Here is a 22,089-nt window from a genome sequence, read left to right as displayed (position 1 = left end):
ATAACCTTATTTCAACCATTTTTCTAGAGTTGAGATAAATTCTTCTTGTTGATCTACAAAAGGATAATGAGAACAGTTATCGATCAATTTAAAATGATTTGTAGGGACTATATCTTGTAAATCCTCAAGTTGCCTAGAGGAGAAAATCTTATCTTGCTTACCATATATGGCATAAATGGAAAGTTTTTTTGATATTTTTTTTAAAATAGGAATCGTACTAATATTGTTACTCTTTTCGTTTTTATAAAATAAGATTGGAGCATTATCATTTCTGATATTGTTTTTTCCAAAGTCGCTTTTTTCATATTCTTTTCTTAGCGCAATGGATTCTTCTGTTGGTTTGGGCATAGAAAAATACTAATTTTCACTCGCTATCTCATAACATTGTTTTCTATATTCTGCAGAATTTCTTGGAAGCTGTTCTACATCATTTATCCAATGTAATATTTTCAAATCGTGCTTTTCAGCAGCTATTTTTTTACTGCTTTCAAGAATATGTGTATACGTATCTTGCTGAGAGAATAAACCTCCTACCAATATGAGACTTTCTACTTTATACGGTTTTTTTTGCGCGAAAAGTGTTCCTACAAGTCCTCCAAAGCTATGGGAGATAAGATGAGCTTTTTGTAGATCATATTTTTTGTATATTTTAGTAAGATCTTTTATAGATTCTTTATAAGTTAACGTAGCAGCAGTGTCTGCGGATCTTCCCTCACCAAGTCTGTCATATACAATTACATAATATCCCTTTTCTGCAAGCGCCTTCGCGGTAGTTTCTTCAAATAAAGTAGAATTTCCTCTGGGGCCGCCATGAAGATAAATAAGTGCGGTATTATCTTTATTCCCATAAGCCTTAGAGTATATATTTTGAGCCTTAAAGGTCGTCATCAGTAGAAAAAAAAATATTGCAATTGAATTTTTTTTTGGCATATCAATTTGTTGATTAAGATTGTCAATTTAATGAATAATTTCATATCAATAAAAAATACATTTTTTCGTTTACATGTAGTTATTAAAAAAGGAATTCTTATTTTTGAAATAGATTATAGGGTAGTGATTATGAAAATTTTAATCTACTGTAATCTTCTATTCATTGTATATAGAGAACGGTTTTCAACTAAAAATAAGATAAAAAAATGAGTTTTTTTAATAAAATATTCGGCGACAAAAATGAGGAAAGTTCATCACAAAAATCATTCTGGAAACCCATCAATACAGAAGAAGATCTAGCCAATGCTATAGAGTTATCAAACCAAAGGAAAATAGCTATCTTCAAACATTCTACCTCATGTTTTATCAGTAAAACTGTACTGAAAAACTTTGAAAAAGAAGTAGAAGTGGGCAACGAAGAAAATTACACTTTGTTTTATCTAGACCTATTGGCACATAGAAATCTATCTAATGCCATTGCGGAACAACTGGGGATACGTCATGAGAGTCCTCAACTACTCGTTATTGAAAATGGCAAAGTGGTTTCACATGCTTCGCATCAAGATATTTCTCTCGATTTAATATAAGTTTTATGAGCGTTATCAATAATTATTTATCAAAAGTTCTTAATGTCCCTACAGAGAAAATAAATCTATGTAGCTTAGAATATGAAATAAAAAAAGTACCTAAGAATACCTTTCTTTTGCAGAGTGGCGAGATTTGTAAAAATGTCTTTTTTGTTGAAAAGGGGCTTTTGAGAATGTATTCTATCGATAAAAATGGGAAGGAACATATTATACAATTTGCTCCTGAAAGTTGGCTAATATCAGATAGAAGTAGTTTGTATTTTAATGAAAAATCTATTTACTATATAGAAGCAGTAGAGGAATCGGAAGTGATCTATCTTAATTTGGATTTCTTTAATAAACTTGTTGAGCAATATCCAGACTCTATAGAGCGAAGTGATATTTTGGTCCAAAAGCATGTAAAAAGTTTACAAGATAGAATCAACTCCTTATTGGGAGAAACTGCAGAAGAAAGATATTTGAAATTCGTAAAAATGTTTCCAGATTTACTTCTTAGAGTTCCCCAATGGATGGTTGCCTCATTTCTTGGGATTACTCCAGAAAGCTTGAGTAGAGTAAGAAAAGAATTAGCTAGAAAAAATTTTATCATCGACTAGGAACACACAATACACTTCTCCCTAATGAGGTGTATTGTTTACGTTAGACTTCGTAAATATCTGTATCTGTAAATATATAAAATTGTCCCTTTTTCGGAATATTTCTTGTGTCTAATCCTGTAAAATCACTAAATGCCGGTAATAATAGTTGATGATCTGTTTTTACAAAACAAGGTAATTTTATATTTTTAATCGGAGATTTTAAGCTGTAACCTGGATGAATATGACCCGTAATTTGGAAATCCTTATTTTTTTTATCAAAATCATGAACGAAGGAAATGTCCCTAATATTGGCTATTTCTGCTTTAAAATCTAGATTTAATTTTTTTTCTAAATTTTTTGAGATTCTATCGTGGTTTCCTTCTATCAGTTTAAATTGTATATCAGGATATTGGTCTTTCCAATGGCAAAATTCATCAACATCAGAATTATTCCCAGCATGTAAAAGATCGCCAACAATAATCAGCTGCTCAGGTTTAAAAAATTCAATTAAAATAGAAAGTCTATCCAAATCATTCTTCATAATATGACTCGCCAATGCAATGCCATTTTTCCTAAAATGAGCAGTTTTGCCAATATGTAAATCCGATAAAATCAAGGCTTTTTCTTGTTTCCAAAATGCAGCACGCTGGTTTGTAAGTGTAATTATTTCTTCTAAAATTATAAGGTCTTTGGTCGCTATTTTCAAGTAATTCTATTTTTTTATCAATTATTTTTTCTTTAATGATTGCTCCATTATCTTTTTTATTCTTGCATCTAAGGTTTCACTAGATAAAGTTTGTCTTAAACTATCCACCTTTATCGGGAAGCTCAGAGGCGTGAAGGTAGTAGATCTTCTGAGTATAATTTTCGAATTTTCAATTCTTCTAAAAGCTTCAACTAACCTCTGCTCTTGCAACTGCATATTGAACACTTCTGTATAGGCTTGCCTTACCAAAAAGTGATTGGGTTCGTAATCTTCTAATACCTTAAATATAAGTCCTGCAGAACTTTGTAAGGATTTATTGGATCTCTGTTTTCCAGGAAAATTTTGGACAACCATACCAGATATAACCGCAATATCTCTAAACTTTCTTCTCGCCATTTCTGCAGAATTAATACTTGCCACCACATCAAGCATTAGATTTTCTCTTGATAATATTTGGGTGATATTCTCTTCAGTTAGTGGAATTTCTTTATCACTAAATATCTCAAATCCATAATCATTCATCGCCATAGAGAATGATATAGGTATGAGTTTAGATATTCTAAAAGCCACAAGAGCCGCCATCACTTCATGTACTAATCGTCCTTCAAAAGGATACATAAAAAGATGGTAACCTTCACGGTTTTTGATAATTTCTACCAAAAATTCATTTTCCTTGGGAATGTGAGACTTTTCACTTTGACTTAATACCAAAGGATGCAAGAATTTCAACTCTTTCTCTGTAGATTTTGGGTTGCTTGCTCCTGCTAATTTTTCCCTTAAAAAATGTCCTAAATTAGAACTTAATGGTAATCTTCCGCCCAAATAACTTGGTGCAAAAGCTTTCCCTTTAGATAGTCTCACAAAAACCGTCATTTCCTTAACCATAGCCACTTCCAACACTCGTCCAGCCAATATGAATTTATCTTCTTTTTTAAGTTTAGAGATGAAATATTCTTCCACCATACCAATATATCCACCAGACAAAAATTTAACTTTCAGCATAGCATCACTTACTATGGCGCCCATATTCATACGATGTAACATGGCAATTTTGCGCGATGTCACTTTGTGTAAACCGTCATCTTGGATTACAATTTTATGATATTCTTCATAATTCTTTAGTGCACTGCCACCCACCGTTAGAAAACTGATCATATGATTCCAATCTTCCCATGTAATTTCTTGGTATGTATAGATTTTCTTTATCCTCTCGAAAACTTCATTTGGATAGAAACCATCTCCAACAGCTAACGTCATCAAAAACTGAACTAAAACGTCAAAACAAAGTGCTAAAGGCTCTCTGGGTTCAATCACTTTTTGCTTTACGGCTTCTTTTAAAGCAGCAACTTCTATTAATTCAAGAGAATGTGTAGGTACGCAATATATTTTCGAAGTCTCAAAAGGTGAGTGGCCACTACGTCCAGCTCTTTGCAAAAACCTTGCAACTCCTTTGGCAGAGCCAATTTGTATAACAGTGTCTACAGGTTTAAAATCTATTCCTAAATCCAATGAAGATGTAGAAACCACCGCTTTTAATTTTCCTGAACTCAAATTCTCTTCAATCCAAATTCTCAGGTGCGCATCTATGGAGCTGTGGTGGATGGCTATCTGACCTGCAAATTCCGGATAAGCATCAAGCAGAATTTGATACCACATTTCACTCTGACTTCTCGTATTGGTAAAAACAATTGTAGATTTTGAATTGAGAATAATGGGTACTACTTTATCTGCTAATTTTTTACCTAAATGACCTGACCAAGGCAAGATTTCTACTTCTTCAGGAAAGACAGAGATAATTTCTATTTTCTTTTTTTCTACTGCTTTAATTTTTGTTTTTTTCACATCGTAAGGAATCAACACTTCTAAAGCTTCATCTAAATTACCAATGGTTGCCGTAATTCCCCAAATTTTTAATTTTGGCACATAATATAGGAGCTGTGCAATAGCCAATTCTACCATTACGCCACGCTTTGATCCCAAAAGTTCATGCCACTCATCCACCGCTATACAATGCATTGGTACGAAGAATCTTTGGTTGTTTTTCTGAGCGAGTAGCAAGTGTAAACTTTCTGGAGTCACCACCAAAATATCGGGCATATTTCTTACCTGCTTCTGACGAACTTTAGGGTCTGTATCGCCATTTCTTACGCCAACTTCCCAATCGAGTCCAATCTCATCAATGGCTTCTTGCATGGCTTTTGCAATATCTTTTGCCAAGGAACGAAGTGGAGTTATCCAAAGCATTTTCAATCCTTTTTTATATTTGTCAGGCTGCGTAAGAAAATCTGAAAGAAGTGCCAAAAATACCGAAAATGTTTTTCCAAATCCCGTAGGAGCAATCACCATTCCACTATAACCATTACCAAATTTTCTCCAAGTCTCTACCTGGAAATCAAAAGGAGTATTTCCTTTTTCTGCCATCCAATTTTTGATGATTGCGTACCCTTCAGATTGATCGTATGCTTTCAATACTATTGTATTAGTTTTTTTATTTCTTCCAATTCATCGATATCACCCACTGTTTTATCTTTTCTCCATCTTAAAATTCTTGGAAATCTTAGGGCAACACCACTTTTATGTCTGCTGCTAAAACCTATTCCTTCAAAAGCTATTTCAAAAACCAATTCAGGTTTTACCGTACGAACAGGACCGAATTTTTCGATTGCATTTTTATTCACAAACTTACTTACTTCCATAATTTCTTTATCCGTAAGTCCCGAATAAGCTTTAGCAATCGTAACCAAAGCATCTCCATTTTTTACAGCAAAGCTATAGTCGGTGTAATATGCACTTCGTCTGCCACTTCCTTTTTGAGCATAAATTAATACCGCATCAATCGTCAGAGGATCTAATTTCCATTTCCACCAATCTCCTTTTTTTCTACCTGCATGATAATGAGAATTCTTTTGTTTTAGCATAAGACCTTCACTATTTAGTTCTCTAGATTTTTCTCTGATTTTACCCAGATCTTCCCAATTTTCAAAAGAAATTATCTCAGAAAGTTTTATTCTTTGAGGATTATTTTTTAAAATCAATTCCTCTAGCAGTTTTCTTCGCTGGGAAATGGGTTGCTCACGTAAATCTTCACCTTCCAGTTCCAGCATATCGTAGGCAAAAACTTCTACAGGAATCTCTGACAGCATTTTTTTGGTTAAATTTTTTCTATTTAATCTTTTTTGAAGTTCATTAAAATTTAAAACTTCATAGTCTTTTACAGCTAAAATTTCTCCATCAATCACGAAATTTCCTGTCATGGCTTGCACTGTTTCTTTAATTTCTGGAAATTGTTCGGTAACCAATTCTTCACCACGCGACCAAATGAAAACTTCATCATTTCTTCTAATTATTTGCCCTCGAATTCCGTCCCATTTATGTTCAATTTGCCACTCATTAGGTAAGCCTAAATCTTCTAAATCCTTTTCCAAAGGGTAAGCCAAACAAAAAGGATAAGGACGAGAATTGTCTGTATTTACTTTTTCTGCAGCAATAAGTTCCTGAAAGGTAATATATCCAGGAACCCATTTTCCCATCAGACTATGCATCAGCGCACTCGCTTCTTGTCCAGAATATTTGGTAAGTGCATTGATTAATGTTTTAGAAGAAACACCAATTCTAAAACTACCTCCTAATAATTTATTAAAAATCAGCCGTTCAGTATAATCTAATCCATCCCAACAATGTAAAACAAATTCTTTTTTTTCCGTATCCGACTTTATTTTTAAGCCGATAATTTCCTCCATCCATTCGGAAAGCGATTTTTCGATACTATGAGAAGGAGGCGGTAGAATGAGGGATAGTGTTTCGCCCAAATCTCCAACTGCCGAATAGCTTTCTTGAAACAACCAAAATGGAAGACCCGTAATATCCAAAGCCCATTCTTTCATATGAACAGTGTTAACATTTCTTTTAGGCTTTTTACCAGTGAAAAGTGCTATAAACCATACTTTATCATCTTCAGGCGCGCTTTCCAAATAATCTAAAATAGCATCAATCTTAGCGGTAGTTTTATTACTACTTTCAATAGCATTGATGAGTTCGGCAAAGTGTTTCATAAGCTTTCATCATTTGTGGTTATTTCTTTTTGAGTATCATTATTGGTATCAATGTCATCATCGTCATTACCATATAGAGTTTCTACCACATCAGATTGTATTCCCAACTCATTTAGATATTTAGAAAAAACTTCCGTTTGCCCATGCGTCACATGTACCAATTCTGCTTCTGTAGCTTTCACGGTTTGTAATAAACCTTTCCAATCTGCATGGTCACTCATCGGAAACCCAGCATCAGCACTTCGCCATCGTTTTGCACCGCGAATTTGCATCCAACCTGAGCAAATTGCAATAGCAGCATCGGGTATTTTTTTAATCATATTACTTTCAAACAACGCAGGTGGTAAAATGACAATCTCTTTATGAAGAGGCTTCAAACTTTCCTTAAAATCGGGTATATGATAATCTGGCAATACAATTCCTACTTCCTCAAAGGCTTTATTTAATTTACCAATAGAATAATGAACATTTAATTTGCCTAAACCCTCTATAGCTTTCATAATTCTCTGAGCTTTACCCAAAGAATATCCTATGAATACAGAAGTTTTATTATTTTCAATATTTTTGAGCACCCAATTTTGCAATTTATTATTAAGATCAGGAACTTCTAACCAATTATAAATAGGCAATCCAAATGTACTTTCTGTAACAAATTCATTACATCTTACCAACTCAAAAGGCGTACTGAGGCCGTCATACTGCACTTTATAATCACCAGAAATAACTGCTATATAGCCTTTGTATTCTAGTTTTATTTGCGCTGAACCAATAATGTGTCCTGCAGGATGAAAGGATACTTTTACACCATTCATATTAATTATTTCACCATATTCTACACTCTGACATTCAATATCAGGAGAAATCCTTTGGTACAAAATAGGCTTCGTGAAATGATGGCATAAATATTTTTTCATGCCCCAACGTGCATGATCGGCGTGTCCATGCGTGATTACGGCGAGATCAACAGGTTTCCAAGGGTCAACATAAAATTTTCCCATGGGACAATAAATCCCTTTGTTAGTAAATGTAATGAGTTTCAATAGTTTAGATTTTGTGTAGGATAGTGTATTCAAAAATCTAACCAAATTACAAAGTGGGAAAATGGCTATGTTGTAGATTAGTAAAACCCACCAAATAGCAGGTTTAATTATATTAAAATCTAATTTTTAAAGATTGTCTAAAATACCCAATTGCGATAAAAAATTATTTGTAAAGATTAAGGAACATAAAGTTATTATATTTTACAATATCATCTCTTCTCTCTTTATCGATTGCTTTTATCATTTCGACTTCTGAGTATGTCTTTCCACCAAATGACATTGATGTAGTTACTGCCACATCACCAGTTGAGTATTCCGAGTTCTTAGCACGCATATTTTTTGTAGGATCTTGCTTATATTCTCTCCATAATTTATTAAATTTCTCTTCAGATACAACGATTTGATTATTTCTAATTTTATCATCCAAAATCGCCTCAGAAGGCAAGTTTTTAGTACTTACCAATGTGAAAGCATGGTCACCAACAGTATCTTCAATTTTAAGAATAAGTCCTGGTAATCCATAAAAAAGGCTAGGACCGTCTTGAACAGGAATATCTGAAGCAAACCACGCAACCCATTTTCTACCATACAACGTAGTTGAAGCTTTTTGAACATTATAGTTTAAAATCATATCTTTTTCTGGAAAAATTTTCCAATCTATCTTATTGTTATTTTCTAAAACTAAGGGCTGAGATGATATTTTAGTAAGGAGTTTTGTGCTATAAGATGGGTAAGATTTTAGCACTTTGTCAGAAATTTTACCATCTTTTATATCACCCACCATAATATTTGTGCTGCCTTTTGCAATTGCTGCTTTTATAATGGCAGATCTTGTAGAATCTGCATTAGCTTTTTGTTTACTATAAAATTTAGATCCATTATTGAAAGAATCCAAAACCATCAATTCACTATCAATTAAATTTCGATTGAGAGAATCTGATTTATATTTATAATCATAATAAAACTGATTGTTTTGAGAATAGGCACTAGAGCTTAAAAAGGTAAATAATAAAGCAGTAATTGGGAATAATTTTTTCATAAAATTTGAATTTATTGTCGAAAATAAGCATTTAATCAATCAATTCACTTTGTAAAATCATATTTTTAATAGCAGTTTCGTAATAGTAATATAATTTACTATTCTCTATCATCACATTTTGTAAGATAACAACATTCACCTTGCTTTTAGGAAAATATATACTCAGAGCAGAAAATCCATCACCCAAACCAGTGTGTCCTATATAATTGATTTTGTTTTCTACGATATTCCTAATGTTATAGCCATAACCTTGTTTTGCCTTACCAAAAACATCGTGCTGTGATTGTGCAGAACTTTTAATCATCAGTTGATACATTTTTTTGCTTAAAATTTTACCTGAATGAAGTTTATCATTCCAAAATAAAAGATCTTCAGCATTGGTAACAATTCCATCTGCAGCCAAATTTCCTTCATTTATAAGTGTTTTAGAAGGAATTTTTATGGTATTTTCGTCTACTAAATGCGCAGCAACTAAATCCTTATTATTTCCACTTTGATAACAATAGGTATTTTTCAATCCGTTTTTTTCAAATAATTGTTCTGCCAATTGTCTGTACGTTTCATGAGTAACTTTCTCTAAAATTTGCTGCAGCAGTACGTTTGAAAGATTTCCATATTTAAAATCCGTTCCAGGTTTAAAAGATAATGGCTTGTCTAAACTTTCAATGCCATGAGTATGATTGAGCAATTGATGTACAGTTACCGTATCTGCCCAAGACCTAGATAGATTGGGTAAATATGTTTTAATTGTCGCATTTAGATTGATTTTACTCTTTTCAACCTCATTTAAAATTAAAACTGAACAAACTTGTTTGGAGAGCGACATAATTTCGAAACGATCACTCAATTGCAAAGTTTTATCCTTCGTTTCTAAATTCCTAAATCCAACAGCTTTTCTATAAATAGATTTATTATCTTTCGTAATAGAAATAACTCCATTAAAAAATGTAGGATCTTTTGAAGCTACTAAACTATCTATTTTAGGCGATAGAGAGGCATTTTTTTGTCCAAATGTACAGGAAATAGGGAAGAGGTATATCAGAAATAACAGAAATACGGACTTGAATTTTTGCATATTTTTTTGTTAATTTGTGTGCATTATAATGGCTAAAAAGAAATGATTTAGCGGTTACAATAATACCTAAAAATTTTCAATATATTAGGCATTTCACTGTATTTTATCCAGCTTATTTTATTAAAAAATCAACTATTTTCATGTTAGAAATCAACAACTTACAACAATATACTTTAGATAATATTTTATTCGTATTTGCCTTAGACTCAGAGGCTGGTGACAATTTCAATCATGTAAATAAACTGATAACTGGTATAGGAAAAGTAAATGCAACAGTGGCTTTAACCAAAGAAATTAGTAGAAAAAAGCCTGATCTTATTATCAACTTAGGATCAGCTGGAGGATATGGTTTTAGCAAAGGCGAAGTGATTTGTTGTACGCAGTTTATCCAAAGAGATATGGATGCGCAAGGTTTGGGTTTCAAAAAATTCGAAACGCCATTATCAGGAATTCCAACAGTTATAGAACATGGTGTAGAATTCTCAGGTCTTAAGAAAGGTATTTGTGGCAGTGGTGATAGTTTTGAAACCAACCATGTCAATACAGAATACAATGTGATTGATATGGAAGCTTATCCGTTAGCTTTAATCGCAATGAATGAGAAAATTCCATTTTTATGTTTAAAGTATATTTCTGATGATGCTGGAAGCGACGCTGCGAACGATTGGGCAGAACAAGTAATTTTGGCGGCCAAGGCATTCGAGCAGATATTATTTAATAACTAAAAGAACGAAGAAAAAGAGAAAGTTTGAATTGTTGAAATATACTCTATTTAACATAATATAAATTATAGGACTTTTTAGAATTTGTAGTTTTGCTAGGTTTTATATCTTAAATTCATCTTTTGTATGAATAATTATTCAAGTTGAAGAAATACAGGCGATTCTCAGTTATTAGGATTTCGACTGTTTTTTAGAAATTATAGTATCTCCTTATTTAAAATTTCATTTTGAATTTATTTTTCTAACTTTTTTCATTTGAAACTTTTTCTTCAATTTTAAAATAAAAAAATATCCGCAGAAATGTCAACGGATATTTTCAATTAAACAAAATTTAAAAAACTGATCTGAACTTATATTTTATTTAAATATATTTTTTCATAGCTTCTATAAAATCTTCAACAGCTTGATCTGAAGTATTCCATGAAGTAATCAAACGAATTGCTGATTGTTCATCATTGATTTTTTTCCAAATATAAAATTCGAAATTTTCAGCTAATGCATCAATCAACGAATTATCTAAAATGGGAAAAACCTGATTGGTAACCGTTTCAGCCAAGAATTGAATATTATATGTTTTAAGAAAATCACTTAATTTTAAAGCTTGCACATTTGCATTTTTAGCCAATTCAAAATACAAATCATTTTTCATCAATTCTAAAAACTGAATTCCTAGCAATCTGCCTTTGGCTAATAATCCACCTTTTTGCTTGATACTGAATGCGAAATCTTCAAATAATATCTCATTGTTGATAACAATTGCCTCTCCTAGTAATGCTCCGTTTTTGGTACCTCCAAGATAAAAAACATCGGTCAAATTACCTATATCAAACAAAGATAATTCACTAATGTGTGATGATAATCCGTGCCCTAATCTTGCTCCATCCATATACAAAATAAGCCCATTATTCCTACAAAAATGGCTTAATTCTGTAAGCTCAGATTTGCTGTATATCGTTCCCAACTCTGTTGAATTTGAGATATATACCAGTTTTGGCATCACTTGATGTGGTTTATTTTGATGATTTTCTAAAACAGCTATAATATGCTCCGCTTTTAGTTTACCATCTTCTGTTTCTACACTTATTATTTTGTGTCCTGTAGCTTCAATGGCACCAGTTTCATTGTTCAAAATATGTCCTGTAGCAGCTGATATTACACATTGATAAGGCTTTAGTAACGCTGATATTACAATAAGATTGGCCTGCGTCCCTCCAGAAACAAAATAAATCTGAGAATCTCGCTGCAACTTTTTATTAACCAATTTTTTAGCTTCCTTAGAATATACATCTTCACCATAACCCAACTGCTGATCCAAATTGTGTTTCATTAGTGCTTCCAAAATTGCAGGATGGTATCCTTCAGAATAATCGTTTTTAAAAGAATATTTCATATCACAAATTTATAAAACTTAAACTTCCAAAATTAATTTTAAATAATAATTTGTTAGATTTGTAATGAAAATCATCTAACATTTTGAAAACAACATTAACAGAAGAAAATTATCTAAAAGCTTTGTTTCATTTAGCTGACAATGAAAATAAAGTTACTGTTAACGAACTCAGCAAGTTCTTGAACGTGAAAATGCCGAGCGTTAACAATATGATGAAGAAGTTCGCTGATAAAAATTGGATTATCTACGAGACCTACAAGCCCATCATAGTTACGGACAAAGGGAAAAGAGAAGCTGCATTGGTAGTAAGAAAACATAGGCTAACTGAAATGTTTCTTGTAAAGAAAATGAATTTTGGATGGGAATCTGTACACGAAATAGCAGAGCAGTTAGAACATGTACATTCTGCATTGTTTTTTGATAAGATGGATGAGATCTTAGAATATCCTAGGATAGACCCCCATGGAGAACCTATACCAGATAAGGATGGCAATATTATATCACAAAATCTACAAAAACTTACAGGATGTAAGGTGAATGAAGAAGTGGTTTTTGCCTCTGTAACATTATCAGATGATGCCTTTTTAAATTATCTGACAGAGCGGAAGATACTTCTTAACACCAAGCTAAAAATTATAAAGATAGAGGACTTTGATAAATCGATTACAGTGGAAATTGATGGGAAGAAAGAAGTGCTCAGTAAAAAAGCAACGGACAAAATTTTGGTAAAAAGGTAGCAGCTCCTCTCCTTTTCATTTAACTATATTTTTTTTAAGACATAAAAAACGCGATTTTGATAGCTCAAAATCGCGTTTGTACAGATGTTTTTAAAGCCCATTTAGCCCATTATTTCTCTGTAAGTACCGTTAAATCGAGAAAGTGAAAGATGATTGATAATTCACCATTTAGTGATATACGTTTTAATCTAGTACACTCCACCCTCTTTTTGTATTGTTATTATTGGATACTTCTTGTTCTGTAACAATTATATTCTCCTTCTTCTGTCCTATATAATCCAATTCACTTAATTTAGAAAAAATGACGTCTAGACTTCTCAACATCTGTTGTATATGTAGCAAGTGTTCTCCAGTATTATGGTGATCATAATTAATTTCTGAAACAGTAGAAAGCTGGTTCAGTAAAGTGTGTGGAGCAATCTCACTCCATTCCAAACTATAATTTAGCATTTCTTCTAATTCTGCAGGTACTATAACCTGTGTAGCATTATAAAGACGCAAAGCCAATTTTGCAAAGCTATCAATAAGAAAAATCGGTGGTTGGTGAGGAATAATATTTCTAAATTGGAAATACATATCTCCAAACGTTTCAATCATTACTGAACATAAAGATCTTACGTTCAGCGCTAAAGCTGTATTTTGGTTTTTGTGAGCCGATTTTTGAATTATTTTAAATGCATATTGCTGTAGATTTCCAACTGTTTTCGCAAAATTATTATAATTTTCTACTAACGCTGGATGACTTTGCACCGATGTACATGGAGGTATAAAATTTGAATTTACCTGCGTAATGTTTCCCTTAAAATCCACTTTTCCAATCACCAAATAATTTCCACCAGAAAAATTACTGTTAAGAGTGCTTACTGGCAAAAGTTCTATGTGATAATTGGCATGAGAGTTTGGATGTCTTGGTGGAATTTCTTCAGGATCAATATCACCAAAAGCTACTTTATCAAAGGGATTTACAGAAACCAAGATGTAATATTCTCCATCTATTTGGTTTTCTTCCACTTGTAGCGATTTAGCCAATGATTTTACACTAACTCTCCTATCGTTAAGCTCTATTCTGTATCCTGCTAAGGTTACTGCGCTACAATGTTTGATTACTAATTGCACATCATTGGTTGCAGTGTTATGTACCTCAAAAATAGTTTTATCTGTGTACTCATTTGGGATTGGCAACAAACCATAGTTAAAGTTAGTTATTGCTAAAGAATTTGCATCTCTAATAGTATCTATTAAAAAATTATCCTGATCATTCAGATGTTGCTGGGAAACTTTCATCCCGTCTACCCAATTGATTGCGAAATGTTTGATTGGTTGTATCATATCAAATACTTTTTATAAAATTTGTGTTTGTTTATTTCTTTTTACCCTCTTCGTCATGTTGTACTACCCTTTTGCAGATGACAATTTCATTTTCAGAGATTCCATTGGTGTTGATATCTTGATCAAAATCTATATATTTTCTAAAACTAAAAAAAGACTTTTTGGTATAGAAAATCCAGTAATAAGATTCTTTAGATTCATCAGTAAGATTAATGATAGATTGCGGATTTTTGTGGTTATAGTCATCCACTACACGATAAAACCAATCTCCAAAATTAATCCCTGTGGGAAGTGTTTTAGCTTTAATCCTAAATCGGTTTGCGTCTTCAAGATTTTTGCTTAGTTCTACATTTAAAACCATTAGCTTATCAAAATCAACCCCGTCAAAATCTGGTAGTTTCTGATCTGGAGAGTAATGCCATGTTTTATAGATATCTACTGGTATACTGATGAATTGTATATAGCAATAGTAAAATGCCATAGGAACAAAGAATATCAGAGAACTTGTAGCTGACATCTCAGGATAACCCTGATCTTTACTTAAAGCTCTAAAAATAATGATGAATAGGTAACTTCCTAAAAGAACGCATGTAATAGAGAGAATTGACTCGAATAATACACTTTTCCCAAATGATGGAATATGTTTCTTAAAATATTTGTGTAGAAGATTGACGTGTATGATTCCTAGTAAGAAATAGAATATCATAGAAATAAGATACCAATATGGATTAAACAAATTGCCAGAGAACCCAAATAATCCGGGTATTGCCAAACAGAGACTACACAATAATATGTAGATAATGATTACTTTTATTTTTATTGCGGGTTGGCTACGTCTTATAAATCCTAATATAGACATCATAATCACAGCCAGCAGTGGCACGAATATATACCTAAAAAATATACCCTTTATTGAAGCAATTTCCATGTTAATAATTAATTTTTTATTTGTGTTTTATATTTTATATATTTTCTAATGTATTAAATGAATGTAGTAAATCCCAATCTATTAGTGCTGTTACTTTCACTATCCAATACAAATGATGATTGTTTTTTTTCAGTGATAAAATTTTCTTTTACATCCACATGTAAGGGTATGCAATATTCATATAGGGCTTGTAATACTTTCCTGAATGGATGTCCTGGGATAAATTTCACCATATCTTTATAAGGGATTGGACCTATATTCACAATCCAATTTCTTTCCCCATCCATATGTTTTCCACTAGGTATCATTGTAATGCCCAATCGAGAATTACCAAGCAACATCGAATCGTCATTTTCTTCAATTCTATCTACGATATTAGCAGTAAAAGTAATTCTAACAGGAATTTGTAGAAAGGATGTCATACACCTTTCAAACCAATTTTTATCGCCTCGTATTTGATGAAAGAATGGCAAAATATACATAAAGATATATACATTCTCTTTATCCAGCATTTTCAAAATCGGCCAAAGTTCGCCGAAAATAGTAAGTAAAGAATCTGTGTCACTCGTAAGATCAAAATCATACTCTTTCAATAAAGCACTGATTTCTGTGAAAAATATTTCTAACTCAAAAGGGCGAAAAAAATTTCTCGCATCCTCTTCTACTTTCTTCTGTTTTCTAATTTCATTTACTACACTTTCTACATTTTTTCTTGATGTATTAAGTGATGGCGGATGAAATAAACCTTCTGGTAGATAATCGTAGATGCCTTCTCTATAAGTCCTAATGCTTAGAACCTCTTCATCAAATCCCAAATATTGACTAGAGATGCTTTTGATATCTTTGAGGTAGGCTCTGTCATTAATGCCAATTCTTTCTATAAATATATTACTTACAGACTTATGGTATTTCAGCAAATTTACAGCCACAGACTCTGCACGGAAATCAGTCTGTAATTTATTATAATGCATATCCAGTATGCTATTGTCGTACATATTCATCATTTGTGTTCGAAAAATATCTAGGTAAAGATACTATTTATCCTCATTTAAAGAAAATAAAATTGACTTAAAACCTATATTGCATATTACAATTTACTCATTTTTTCAAAACTACAAATATTATATCAATTAGAAGTTTATAATAAGTGAAAAATCACCAATAATAATGAATAGAAATTTATATATAAAAACGATAATTTTTATTTTATTTAAAATGGGTAGAGTATCTTTGCATCTCAAAAAAATTTATAGAAATGAAAAGTATTTATTCAAAAATTCTACTTTTATTGTTGGTCTCAGTGTCAGCATATTCTTATGCTTGGGGACTTACGGGACACCGTATAATAGCAGAGATTGGTGAAAACCATTTGTCTGGTAAAGCAAAAAGGGAGATCAAAAAAATCTTTGGTAATGAACGTTTGGCATATTGGGCAAACTGGCCAGATTTTATTAAATCTGATACTACAGGTGTTTGGAAAAAAACGGCAGATTGGCATTATGTAAATATAGATCCTCAGACAGATTTCAAATCTTTTGAAGAGAAATTAATTGCTCAGGCTGGTACAAGTTTATACACACAGATCAAAACTTTATCTTCTCAAATTAAAGATGTAAAAACATCTGCAAAAGACAGAAAAATTGCACTTATTTTTGTGATTCACATGATGGGAGATCTTGCTCAGCCAATGCACACTGGGAGATCTGAAGATTTAGGAGGCAACAAAATTAATCTCACCTATTTTGGTGAAAAAACAAATTTGCACTCTCTTTGGGACGGAAAATTGATTGATTCGCAAAAATATAGCTATACAGAATATGCTAAGATATTAGATATAAAAAGTAAGGATGAAGTAAAGCATATTCAATCTGGCACCTTAGAAAATTGGTTATACGATTCTCACCAAATTGCTAATAAAATCTATGCTCAAACTCCAGCAGATTCAAAATTAGCTTACGATTATCAATACAAATTCAATGCAACTGTGGAAAGACAACTTTTATATGGAGGATTGAGATTGGCAAAATTATTGAATGATCTTTTTTAACCGCTACAAAACAGCAAAATAGTAAGTACATTTTCTCTTACAGTGAAGGCAAAACTTAGGTTTTGTCTTTTTAATTAATAAAATATTCAAATTCTGTAACCTTTTTGTGTATCCTATCGTATAATATAATGTAACTCTAGCTTGAGGAAAAATAAATGAGACAATTAAAAATTACTAAGCAGGTAACCAATAGGGAAACTGCTTCATTAGACAAATATTTGCAAGAAATTGGTAAAGTAGAATTGATTACTGCAGATGAGGAAGTAGATTTAGCACAAAAAATTCGTGCTGGTGATAGAGTTGCACTAGAAAAATTGATTAAGGCCAATCTTCGATTCGTAGTTTCTGTATCCAAACAATACCAAAATCAAGGTCTTTCACTTCCAGATTTAATTAATGAAGGAAATTTGGGATTGATGAAAGCAGCAAAAAGATATGATGAGACAAGAGGTTTTAAATTTATCTCATATGCAGTATGGTGGATTCGTCAATCTATTCTGCAAGCTTTAGCAGAACAATCTAGAATTGTTAGATTACCACTGAATAAAATTGGTTCTATCAATAAAATCAACAAAGCATATGCACACTTAGAGCAAGAAAACGAAAGACCACCTTCTCCTGAAGAATTGGCTGAAGTTCTTGATATGAGTGAAGAAGATATCAAAGAGTCTATGAAAAACTCTGGTAGACATTTGTCCATGGATGCACCACTTGTTGAAGGTGAAGATTCTAACCTATATGACGTTTTACGTTCTGGTGAATCTCCAAGTCCAGATAAAGATCTAATGCTAGAATCTCTTCAGATTGAGATAGAAAGAGCTCTGAATACACTTACTCCTAGAGAAGCAGATTTGGTAAGATTATATTTTGGTCTAAATGGGAAGCATCCAATGACTCTAGAAGAAATTGGTGAAACTTTTGATCTTACAAGAGAAAGGGTTCGTCAGATTAAAGAAAAAGCAATCAAGAGACTAAAACACAATACCAGAAGTAAGATTTTGAAGTCTTATTTAGGTAAATAATTTCTAGTCTAAAGATAAAAATAGCTGAAGTTGAATTTTCAATTTCAGCTATTTTTTTTATACGAAAAAGGTATTATCCTCCGTAATTATCCGCATAATCTTTCTGAGAGGCCAAAATTACTTTCTTCGCTTGCTCTGCACCGTAGATAAGATCTATCTGTACTTTTGCTGGCTCAGTAGGTAAGTTTTTGTAGCTTAAGAAATAGTGTAATAATCTGTTTACTTCTGCTTTTGGTAGTTCTGAGATATCAGTGATGTGACCATATACTTGGTCTTCTACCAATACTGCGATAATTTTGTCATCAGCTTCACCCTTATCAATCATTTGGAAACCACCAATTGGGATTGCTTTTAGCATGATATTACCTGTAGTGATATTGTGAGAACTAAGTACACAAATATCCAAAGGATCATGATCTCCTTCAGTTACATTTACCGCACCTGTAGCTACCGCCAAGTTTTTCACTTCCTCTTCACAGTAGGTTCTTGGAATAAAACCATACATAGCAGGGATAATATTCGAGAATTTTTGTGGTCTGTCTACTTTCAAGTATCCAGTTTCTTTATCTACTTCATATTTTATCGTGTCAGAAGGTACAATCTCTACAAAAACGTTTACTACATTTGGTGCATTTTCACCTGCAGAGATACCGTGCCATGGGTGTGCTTTAAAATTTGGAATCATTATTTTTTTGTTATTTTATTAAGCGATAATTAAAATTTCTCTTCTTAGATCTTCTATAGTTGCTCCAATATAATCATCCTCACTCATGTAATTCATGATAAATACGGTTTTAAACTCTCCAATATCAGGAGAACTACTGAAGCTTTCGTAAGTTTTATGAAGCAAATCGATGATGGCAATTTTAGAATCTACTATATTTTGCCAAGAGCTTTTTGTTAGATAAAGTTGTTGAGAAGAATTATATTCAAATTCTTCGTTAATTGTTTTTTCCGTTAAAAATAAAAATTCGTGTGCTGCCAAATCTTTATCAAACTTAAGGATTAGGTTGGAAGGCTTTATTCTTTCCAAAAACAAAGTCATTCTCTCGTAAGAATGGGTTTTATTTTCAGAATTAGATTTTACGGAGAGCATTTTTAATTCTTGATTTTTCAATTTGACATAGGAGTATACAAAATGTCTTAGCAGTACCAAAAAAGGTATCGCAATGATTAACGCAAAAGCGTAAGGTAAAAACGGGATTAATTCTGTCATAATTTGAGGACGCAAAATTACGATTCTTTTGCAATTTTAGAAAGTATTTAGCCAAATCTTTTCACTCAAAATGACTTGAATTGGCAATTCAGCTTAAATTTAATATTTTAATAATAATGAGTCGTAATTCTTTAACAGTGGTAAATTTAATTAATGGCAATTATTTAATAATTATTAAAAATGACATTTTGTAGTAAAGATGTTTCATTCTATTCTGTTTTTATTAAATTTTAGTCTCACACTAATAAATCTCTCGATTTTCAAAATTAATGACTTCAATAGACAATATTGGTTATAAAATTGGTAAATTGTTATCCAATTATATTATTTAAAATTTAAATACATTCAAATCATAAAAGTTGATATTATTATCATCAACATCCCGATGAATAGATAATTTTAACATTATTTAAAATATAAGCGTATTAGCTAATATTAGCAATCTATAAGAGATTTTACTTATATTTCTTGTTTATAAGTATATTTACTTATATTTGCTACATGATAGCGGTAATTACCGGAGATATAATAAATTCGCAACAAGCAGATACTGAAGTTTGGATTACCAAGCTAAAGCGACTTCTTGAGGTTTGGGGACCTACTCCACAATCCTGGGAAATCTACAGAGGCGACGAATTTCAGTTCAAATGCAAAATTGATGATGTATTTTGGAGATTTTTAGCGATAAAATCACTGATAAAAAGTCAGGAAAACCTTGATGTCAGAATTGCAATAGGAATTGGTGATGAAAATTTTTGTTCAGAAAAAATTACTGAATCCAACGGAACTGCTTATGTCAATTCTGGTAGACTTCTAAACGACCTAAAGAATGATGGACATACCGTAGCCATCAAAACATCTAACACTTCTATTGATAGAGACCTAAATATCTTACTAAAGTGGTCTTCCAAGGATTTCGATAAGTGGACGATGGCAACATCCGAAATTATTCATGAGATGATCATGAATAACGACATGACACAAGAAGATTTGGCAAAGAAATTCACCATTTCGCAATCTTCCATCAGCCAGAGATTGAAACGCGCCAACTACGATCTTATCGTGGAGACCGACCATTATTTTAGAAAGAAAATTTCAGAGCTATAAAATGATTTTCACTCAACTCATATTGGTACATATTATTGGAGATTTTATTCTTCAGCCAAATTCATGGGTTTCTGATAAAGAAAATAAAAAACTGAAGAGCAAATATCTGTATCTTCATATATTACTCCATATATTACTCACAATGGCAGTTCTTTGGGATCTGAAAATGTGGTGGATTGCCCTGTTCGTTGGGTTTTCTCATTACTGCATTGATGCTGCAAAACTCTTGTTCCAAAATTATAGGACTAGGAAAAAATGGTTTTTCATAGATCAATTGCTCCATGTTATCATTATTTTGGGAATTGCCTATTATTATAAAGATTTCAATTTTGAGTTTTTACAAAACAAACAATTTTTAAATATACTCGTTGCGGTATTATTTCTCACTACCCCAACCTCAATCATGATCAAAACCTTATTGTCTGCTTGGTCACCCATAACAGAGGCAAGTACATCGTTACAAACAGAATCATTATCAAATGCAGGGAAATATATAGGAATCTTAGAAAGGTTACTAGTGTTTACATTTATTATGATGAGTCACTGGGAAGGTGTAGGTTTTATGATCGCGGCAAAATCTGTTTTCAGATTTAGTGATTTAGCACAGGCAAAACAGAGAAAATTGACAGAATATGTGCTGATAGGCACATTACTAAGTTTTGGTGTCGCTATATTATTAGGAATTTTAATAAAAAATATATAATCTAACTAAAAAGTAAATATTCTAGAAATGGAAAAGAAAGAAATGTTATACGAAGGTAAAGCTAAACAAGTTTTTGCAACCGATAACCCAGATCAAGTAGTAGTACGTTTCAAAGACGATGCAACAGCTTTTAATGCACAAAAAAGAGGATCTGTAGATTTGAAAGGAGAAATGAATAACGCGATTACAACGCTTATTTTTGAATACCTAAACGAAAAAGGTGTGAAAACTCACTTTATCAAGCAGCTAGACGAAAGAGAACAATTGGTAACTAAAGTTTCTATTATTCCAATAGAAATGGTGGTAAGAAACTACTCTGCTGGTAGCATGGCTCAAAGATTAGGTGTAGAAGAAGGTATAAAATCTCCTGTAACTATCTTTGATATTTGCTACAAAAAAGACGAATTAGGAGATCCACTAATTAATGATCACCACGCTGTTTTCTTGGGTGCTGCTACGTATGAAGAGCTAGACCAAATGTACAAATTGACTACAGTAATCAATGATATATTGATCGATTTATTCGATAAAATAAACATCATATTGGTAGATTTCAAAATAGAATTAGGGAAGACTTCTACTGGCGAAATTATTTTGGCAGACGAAATATCTCCAGATACTTGTAGACTTTGGGATAAGGATACTATGAAAAAATTGGATAAAGACCGTTTCAGAAGAGATCTTGGAGAAGTAACAGAAGCTTACGTAGAAATCTACAATAGATTGAAAACTTTACTAGCTAAGTAATTTATTAAGTTAGAGATCCTTTAAAAGAGCTTTCGACTGAGATACAGAAAATGATTGATTCATTAAAGACAAGTTTAAAAATATAATTGAAGTTGATTTAGACTGAATTCTAACATCTAACTTCTAATTTAGAA

Annotated in this window: 23 protein-coding genes; 9 read left to right on the top strand and 14 right to left on the bottom strand. The window is 32.1% G+C overall.

What is annotated here, in order from left to right; all coding sequences use genetic code 11:
- Positions 1-6: 6 nt before the first annotated feature.
- Both ACKI42_RS09285 and ACKI42_RS09280 read right to left on the bottom strand, forming a co-directional pair.
- Positions 7-348, bottom strand: coding sequence for an alpha/beta fold hydrolase (locus ACKI42_RS09285; RefSeq protein WP_407404705.1), 342 nt, complete (start codon positions 346-348; stop codon positions 7-9).
- Between the two features lie 9 nt (positions 349-357).
- Positions 358-930 (bottom strand): alpha/beta fold hydrolase, encoded by a 573-nt coding sequence (locus ACKI42_RS09280; RefSeq protein WP_407404703.1) that lies wholly within the window; start codon positions 928-930, stop codon positions 358-360.
- Between the two features lie 206 nt (positions 931-1,136).
- Between ACKI42_RS09280 and ytxJ the strand changes: the two genes are divergently transcribed.
- Together ytxJ and ACKI42_RS09270 are read left to right on the top strand one after the other, a co-directional pair.
- On the top strand, positions 1,137-1,517 hold the full coding sequence (gene ytxJ / locus ACKI42_RS09275) for a bacillithiol system redox-active protein YtxJ (RefSeq protein WP_407404701.1): 381 nt from the start codon (positions 1,137-1,139) through the stop codon (positions 1,515-1,517).
- A 5-nt stretch (positions 1,518-1,522) separates the two neighbouring features.
- Positions 1,523-2,113, top strand: a complete 591-nt coding sequence (locus ACKI42_RS09270; protein ID WP_407404699.1) for a Crp/Fnr family transcriptional regulator — start codon at positions 1,523-1,525, stop codon at positions 2,111-2,113.
- A gap of 43 nt (positions 2,114-2,156) precedes the next feature.
- On the opposite strand, the gene pdeM is transcribed toward ACKI42_RS09270, so the two are convergent.
- The 6 genes from pdeM to ACKI42_RS09240 form a co-directional block, all read right to left on the bottom strand.
- Complete coding sequence (pdeM, locus tag ACKI42_RS09265; protein WP_407404697.1) at positions 2,157-2,801, bottom strand: ligase-associated DNA damage response endonuclease PdeM; 645 nt, start codon at positions 2,799-2,801, stop codon at positions 2,157-2,159.
- A 21-nt stretch (positions 2,802-2,822) separates the two neighbouring features.
- Entirely contained in the window at positions 2,823-5,270 is a 2,448-nt protein-coding gene (locus tag ACKI42_RS09260) for a ligase-associated DNA damage response DEXH box helicase (RefSeq protein WP_407404695.1), read from the bottom strand.
- Positions 5,271-5,272: 2 nt separating this feature from the next.
- Complete coding sequence (locus ACKI42_RS09255) at positions 5,273-6,853, bottom strand: ATP-dependent DNA ligase (RefSeq protein WP_407404693.1); 1,581 nt, start codon at positions 6,851-6,853, stop codon at positions 5,273-5,275.
- Entirely contained in the window at positions 6,850-7,893 is a 1,044-nt protein-coding gene (locus tag ACKI42_RS09250) for a ligase-associated DNA damage response exonuclease (protein ID WP_407404691.1), read from the bottom strand. Before ACKI42_RS09250 ends, ACKI42_RS09255 begins: the two co-directional genes overlap by 4 nt.
- Before the next feature lie 163 nt (positions 7,894-8,056).
- A complete protein-coding gene (locus ACKI42_RS09245) occupies positions 8,057-8,932 on the bottom strand; it encodes a GLPGLI family protein (RefSeq protein WP_407404689.1) in 876 nt (291 codons plus the stop codon).
- Between the two features lie 31 nt (positions 8,933-8,963).
- Positions 8,964-10,007, bottom strand: a complete 1,044-nt coding sequence (locus ACKI42_RS09240) for a serine hydrolase domain-containing protein (RefSeq protein WP_407404687.1) — start codon at positions 10,005-10,007, stop codon at positions 8,964-8,966.
- 140 nt (positions 10,008-10,147) lie between these two features.
- On the opposite strand from ACKI42_RS09240, the gene ACKI42_RS09235 reads away from it, so the two are divergent.
- The gene (locus ACKI42_RS09235; RefSeq protein WP_407404685.1) at positions 10,148-10,732 is read left to right on the top strand and encodes a nucleosidase; all 585 of its coding nucleotides are present in this window, start codon (positions 10,148-10,150) and stop codon (positions 10,730-10,732) included.
- A 358-nt stretch (positions 10,733-11,090) separates the two neighbouring features.
- On the opposite strand, the gene ACKI42_RS09230 is transcribed toward ACKI42_RS09235, so the two are convergent.
- Positions 11,091-12,119 carry a threonine aldolase family protein gene (locus ACKI42_RS09230; protein ID WP_407404683.1) on the bottom strand — a complete coding sequence of 343 codons (1,029 nt, stop codon included), beginning with the start codon at positions 12,117-12,119 and terminating at the stop codon, positions 11,091-11,093.
- Between the two features lie 83 nt (positions 12,120-12,202).
- Between ACKI42_RS09230 and ACKI42_RS09225 the strand changes: the two genes are divergently transcribed.
- Positions 12,203-12,856, top strand: a complete 654-nt coding sequence (locus ACKI42_RS09225; RefSeq protein WP_407404681.1) for a metal-dependent transcriptional regulator — start codon at positions 12,203-12,205, stop codon at positions 12,854-12,856.
- A gap of 183 nt (positions 12,857-13,039) precedes the next feature.
- Here the strand turns inward: ACKI42_RS09225 and ACKI42_RS09220 are convergent, their stop codons facing one another.
- Genes ACKI42_RS09220 through ACKI42_RS09210 form a run of 3 tightly spaced genes read right to left on the bottom strand, consistent with a single transcriptional unit; the run spans position 13,040 to position 16,108 of the window.
- A complete protein-coding gene (locus ACKI42_RS09220; RefSeq protein ID WP_407404679.1) occupies positions 13,040-14,185 on the bottom strand; it encodes a hypothetical protein in 1,146 nt (381 codons plus the stop codon).
- 31 nt (positions 14,186-14,216) lie between these two features.
- Entirely contained in the window at positions 14,217-15,113 is an 897-nt protein-coding gene (locus tag ACKI42_RS09215; RefSeq protein ID WP_407404677.1) for a TssN family type VI secretion system protein, read from the bottom strand.
- 53 nt (positions 15,114-15,166) lie between these two features.
- Positions 15,167-16,108 carry a type VI secretion system baseplate subunit TssG gene (locus tag ACKI42_RS09210; protein WP_407404675.1) on the bottom strand — a complete coding sequence of 314 codons (942 nt, stop codon included), beginning with the start codon at positions 16,106-16,108 and terminating at the stop codon, positions 15,167-15,169.
- Positions 16,109-16,368: 260 nt separating this feature from the next.
- On the opposite strand from ACKI42_RS09210, the gene ACKI42_RS09205 reads away from it, so the two are divergent.
- The gene (locus tag ACKI42_RS09205) at positions 16,369-17,160 is read left to right on the top strand and encodes a S1/P1 nuclease (RefSeq protein ID WP_407404673.1); all 792 of its coding nucleotides are present in this window, start codon (positions 16,369-16,371) and stop codon (positions 17,158-17,160) included.
- Positions 17,161-17,315: 155 nt separating this feature from the next.
- Positions 17,316-18,182, top strand: coding sequence for an RNA polymerase sigma factor RpoD/SigA (locus tag ACKI42_RS09200; RefSeq protein WP_034757900.1), 867 nt, complete (start codon positions 17,316-17,318; stop codon positions 18,180-18,182).
- Positions 18,183-18,255: 73 nt separating this feature from the next.
- Here ACKI42_RS09200 and ACKI42_RS09195 read toward each other — a convergent pair whose 3' ends face one another.
- On the bottom strand, positions 18,256-18,867 hold the full coding sequence (locus tag ACKI42_RS09195) for an inorganic pyrophosphatase (protein WP_407404671.1): 612 nt from the start codon (positions 18,865-18,867) through the stop codon (positions 18,256-18,258).
- 18 nt (positions 18,868-18,885) lie between these two features.
- A complete protein-coding gene (locus tag ACKI42_RS09190; RefSeq protein WP_407404669.1) occupies positions 18,886-19,398 on the bottom strand; it encodes a hypothetical protein in 513 nt (170 codons plus the stop codon).
- Positions 19,399-19,899: 501 nt separating this feature from the next.
- On the opposite strand from ACKI42_RS09190, the gene ACKI42_RS09185 reads away from it, so the two are divergent.
- The 3 genes from ACKI42_RS09185 to purC are packed head-to-tail and all read left to right on the top strand — an operon-like array spanning position 19,900 to position 21,955.
- The gene (locus ACKI42_RS09185) at positions 19,900-20,505 is read left to right on the top strand and encodes a SatD family protein (RefSeq protein ID WP_407404667.1); all 606 of its coding nucleotides are present in this window, start codon (positions 19,900-19,902) and stop codon (positions 20,503-20,505) included.
- Position 20,506: 1 nt separating this feature from the next.
- A complete protein-coding gene (locus ACKI42_RS09180; protein ID WP_407404665.1) occupies positions 20,507-21,208 on the top strand; it encodes a DUF3307 domain-containing protein in 702 nt (233 codons plus the stop codon).
- Between the two features lie 27 nt (positions 21,209-21,235).
- Positions 21,236-21,955 carry a phosphoribosylaminoimidazolesuccinocarboxamide synthase gene (gene purC / locus ACKI42_RS09175; RefSeq protein ID WP_407404663.1) on the top strand — a complete coding sequence of 240 codons (720 nt, stop codon included), beginning with the start codon at positions 21,236-21,238 and terminating at the stop codon, positions 21,953-21,955.
- Positions 21,956-22,089 lie beyond the last annotated feature (134 nt).

The sequence above is a fragment of the Chryseobacterium sp. genome (assembly GCF_045629545.1).
Classification (GTDB): domain Bacteria; phylum Bacteroidota; class Bacteroidia; order Flavobacteriales; family Weeksellaceae; genus Chryseobacterium.
The sequence above is the reverse complement of the archived record's forward strand: the minus strand, read 5'-3'. Positions and strand labels throughout refer to the sequence as shown.

Excerpts from the sequence above, each read along its gene's own strand:
- ACKI42_RS09285 (WP_407404705.1), bottom strand. The coding sequence starts at position 348 with ATGCCCAAACCAACAGAAGAATCCATTGCGCTAAGAAAAGAATATGAA.
- ACKI42_RS09280 (WP_407404703.1), bottom strand. The coding sequence starts at position 930 with ATGCCAAAAAAAAATTCAATTGCAATATTTTTTTTTCTACTGATGACG.
- ytxJ (WP_407404701.1), top strand. The coding sequence starts at position 1,137 with ATGAGTTTTTTTAATAAAATATTCGGCGACAAAAATGAGGAAAGTTCA.
- ACKI42_RS09270 (WP_407404699.1), top strand. The coding sequence starts at position 1,523 with ATGAGCGTTATCAATAATTATTTATCAAAAGTTCTTAATGTCCCTACA.
- ACKI42_RS09255 (WP_407404693.1), bottom strand. The coding sequence starts at position 6,853 with ATGAAACACTTTGCCGAACTCATCAATGCTATTGAAAGTAGTAATAAA.
- ACKI42_RS09245 (WP_407404689.1), bottom strand. The coding sequence starts at position 8,932 with ATGAAAAAATTATTCCCAATTACTGCTTTATTATTTACCTTTTTAAGC.
- ACKI42_RS09240 (WP_407404687.1), bottom strand. The coding sequence starts at position 10,007 with ATGCAAAAATTCAAGTCCGTATTTCTGTTATTTCTGATATACCTCTTC.
- ACKI42_RS09235 (WP_407404685.1), top strand. The coding sequence starts at position 10,148 with ATGTTAGAAATCAACAACTTACAACAATATACTTTAGATAATATTTTA.
- ACKI42_RS09230 (WP_407404683.1), bottom strand. The coding sequence starts at position 12,119 with ATGAAATATTCTTTTAAAAACGATTATTCTGAAGGATACCATCCTGCA.
- ACKI42_RS09220 (WP_407404679.1), bottom strand. The coding sequence starts at position 14,185 with ATGATACAACCAATCAAACATTTCGCAATCAATTGGGTAGACGGGATG.
- ACKI42_RS09215 (WP_407404677.1), bottom strand. The coding sequence starts at position 15,113 with ATGGAAATTGCTTCAATAAAGGGTATATTTTTTAGGTATATATTCGTG.
- ACKI42_RS09210 (WP_407404675.1), bottom strand. The coding sequence starts at position 16,108 with ATGTACGACAATAGCATACTGGATATGCATTATAATAAATTACAGACT.
- ACKI42_RS09205 (WP_407404673.1), top strand. The coding sequence starts at position 16,369 with ATGAAAAGTATTTATTCAAAAATTCTACTTTTATTGTTGGTCTCAGTG.
- ACKI42_RS09200 (WP_034757900.1), top strand. The coding sequence starts at position 17,316 with ATGAGACAATTAAAAATTACTAAGCAGGTAACCAATAGGGAAACTGCT.
- ACKI42_RS09195 (WP_407404671.1), bottom strand. The coding sequence starts at position 18,867 with ATGATTCCAAATTTTAAAGCACACCCATGGCACGGTATCTCTGCAGGT.
- ACKI42_RS09190 (WP_407404669.1), bottom strand. The coding sequence starts at position 19,398 with ATGACAGAATTAATCCCGTTTTTACCTTACGCTTTTGCGTTAATCATT.
- ACKI42_RS09185 (WP_407404667.1), top strand. The coding sequence starts at position 19,900 with ATGATAGCGGTAATTACCGGAGATATAATAAATTCGCAACAAGCAGAT.
- ACKI42_RS09180 (WP_407404665.1), top strand. The coding sequence starts at position 20,507 with ATGATTTTCACTCAACTCATATTGGTACATATTATTGGAGATTTTATT.
- purC (WP_407404663.1), top strand. The coding sequence starts at position 21,236 with ATGGAAAAGAAAGAAATGTTATACGAAGGTAAAGCTAAACAAGTTTTT.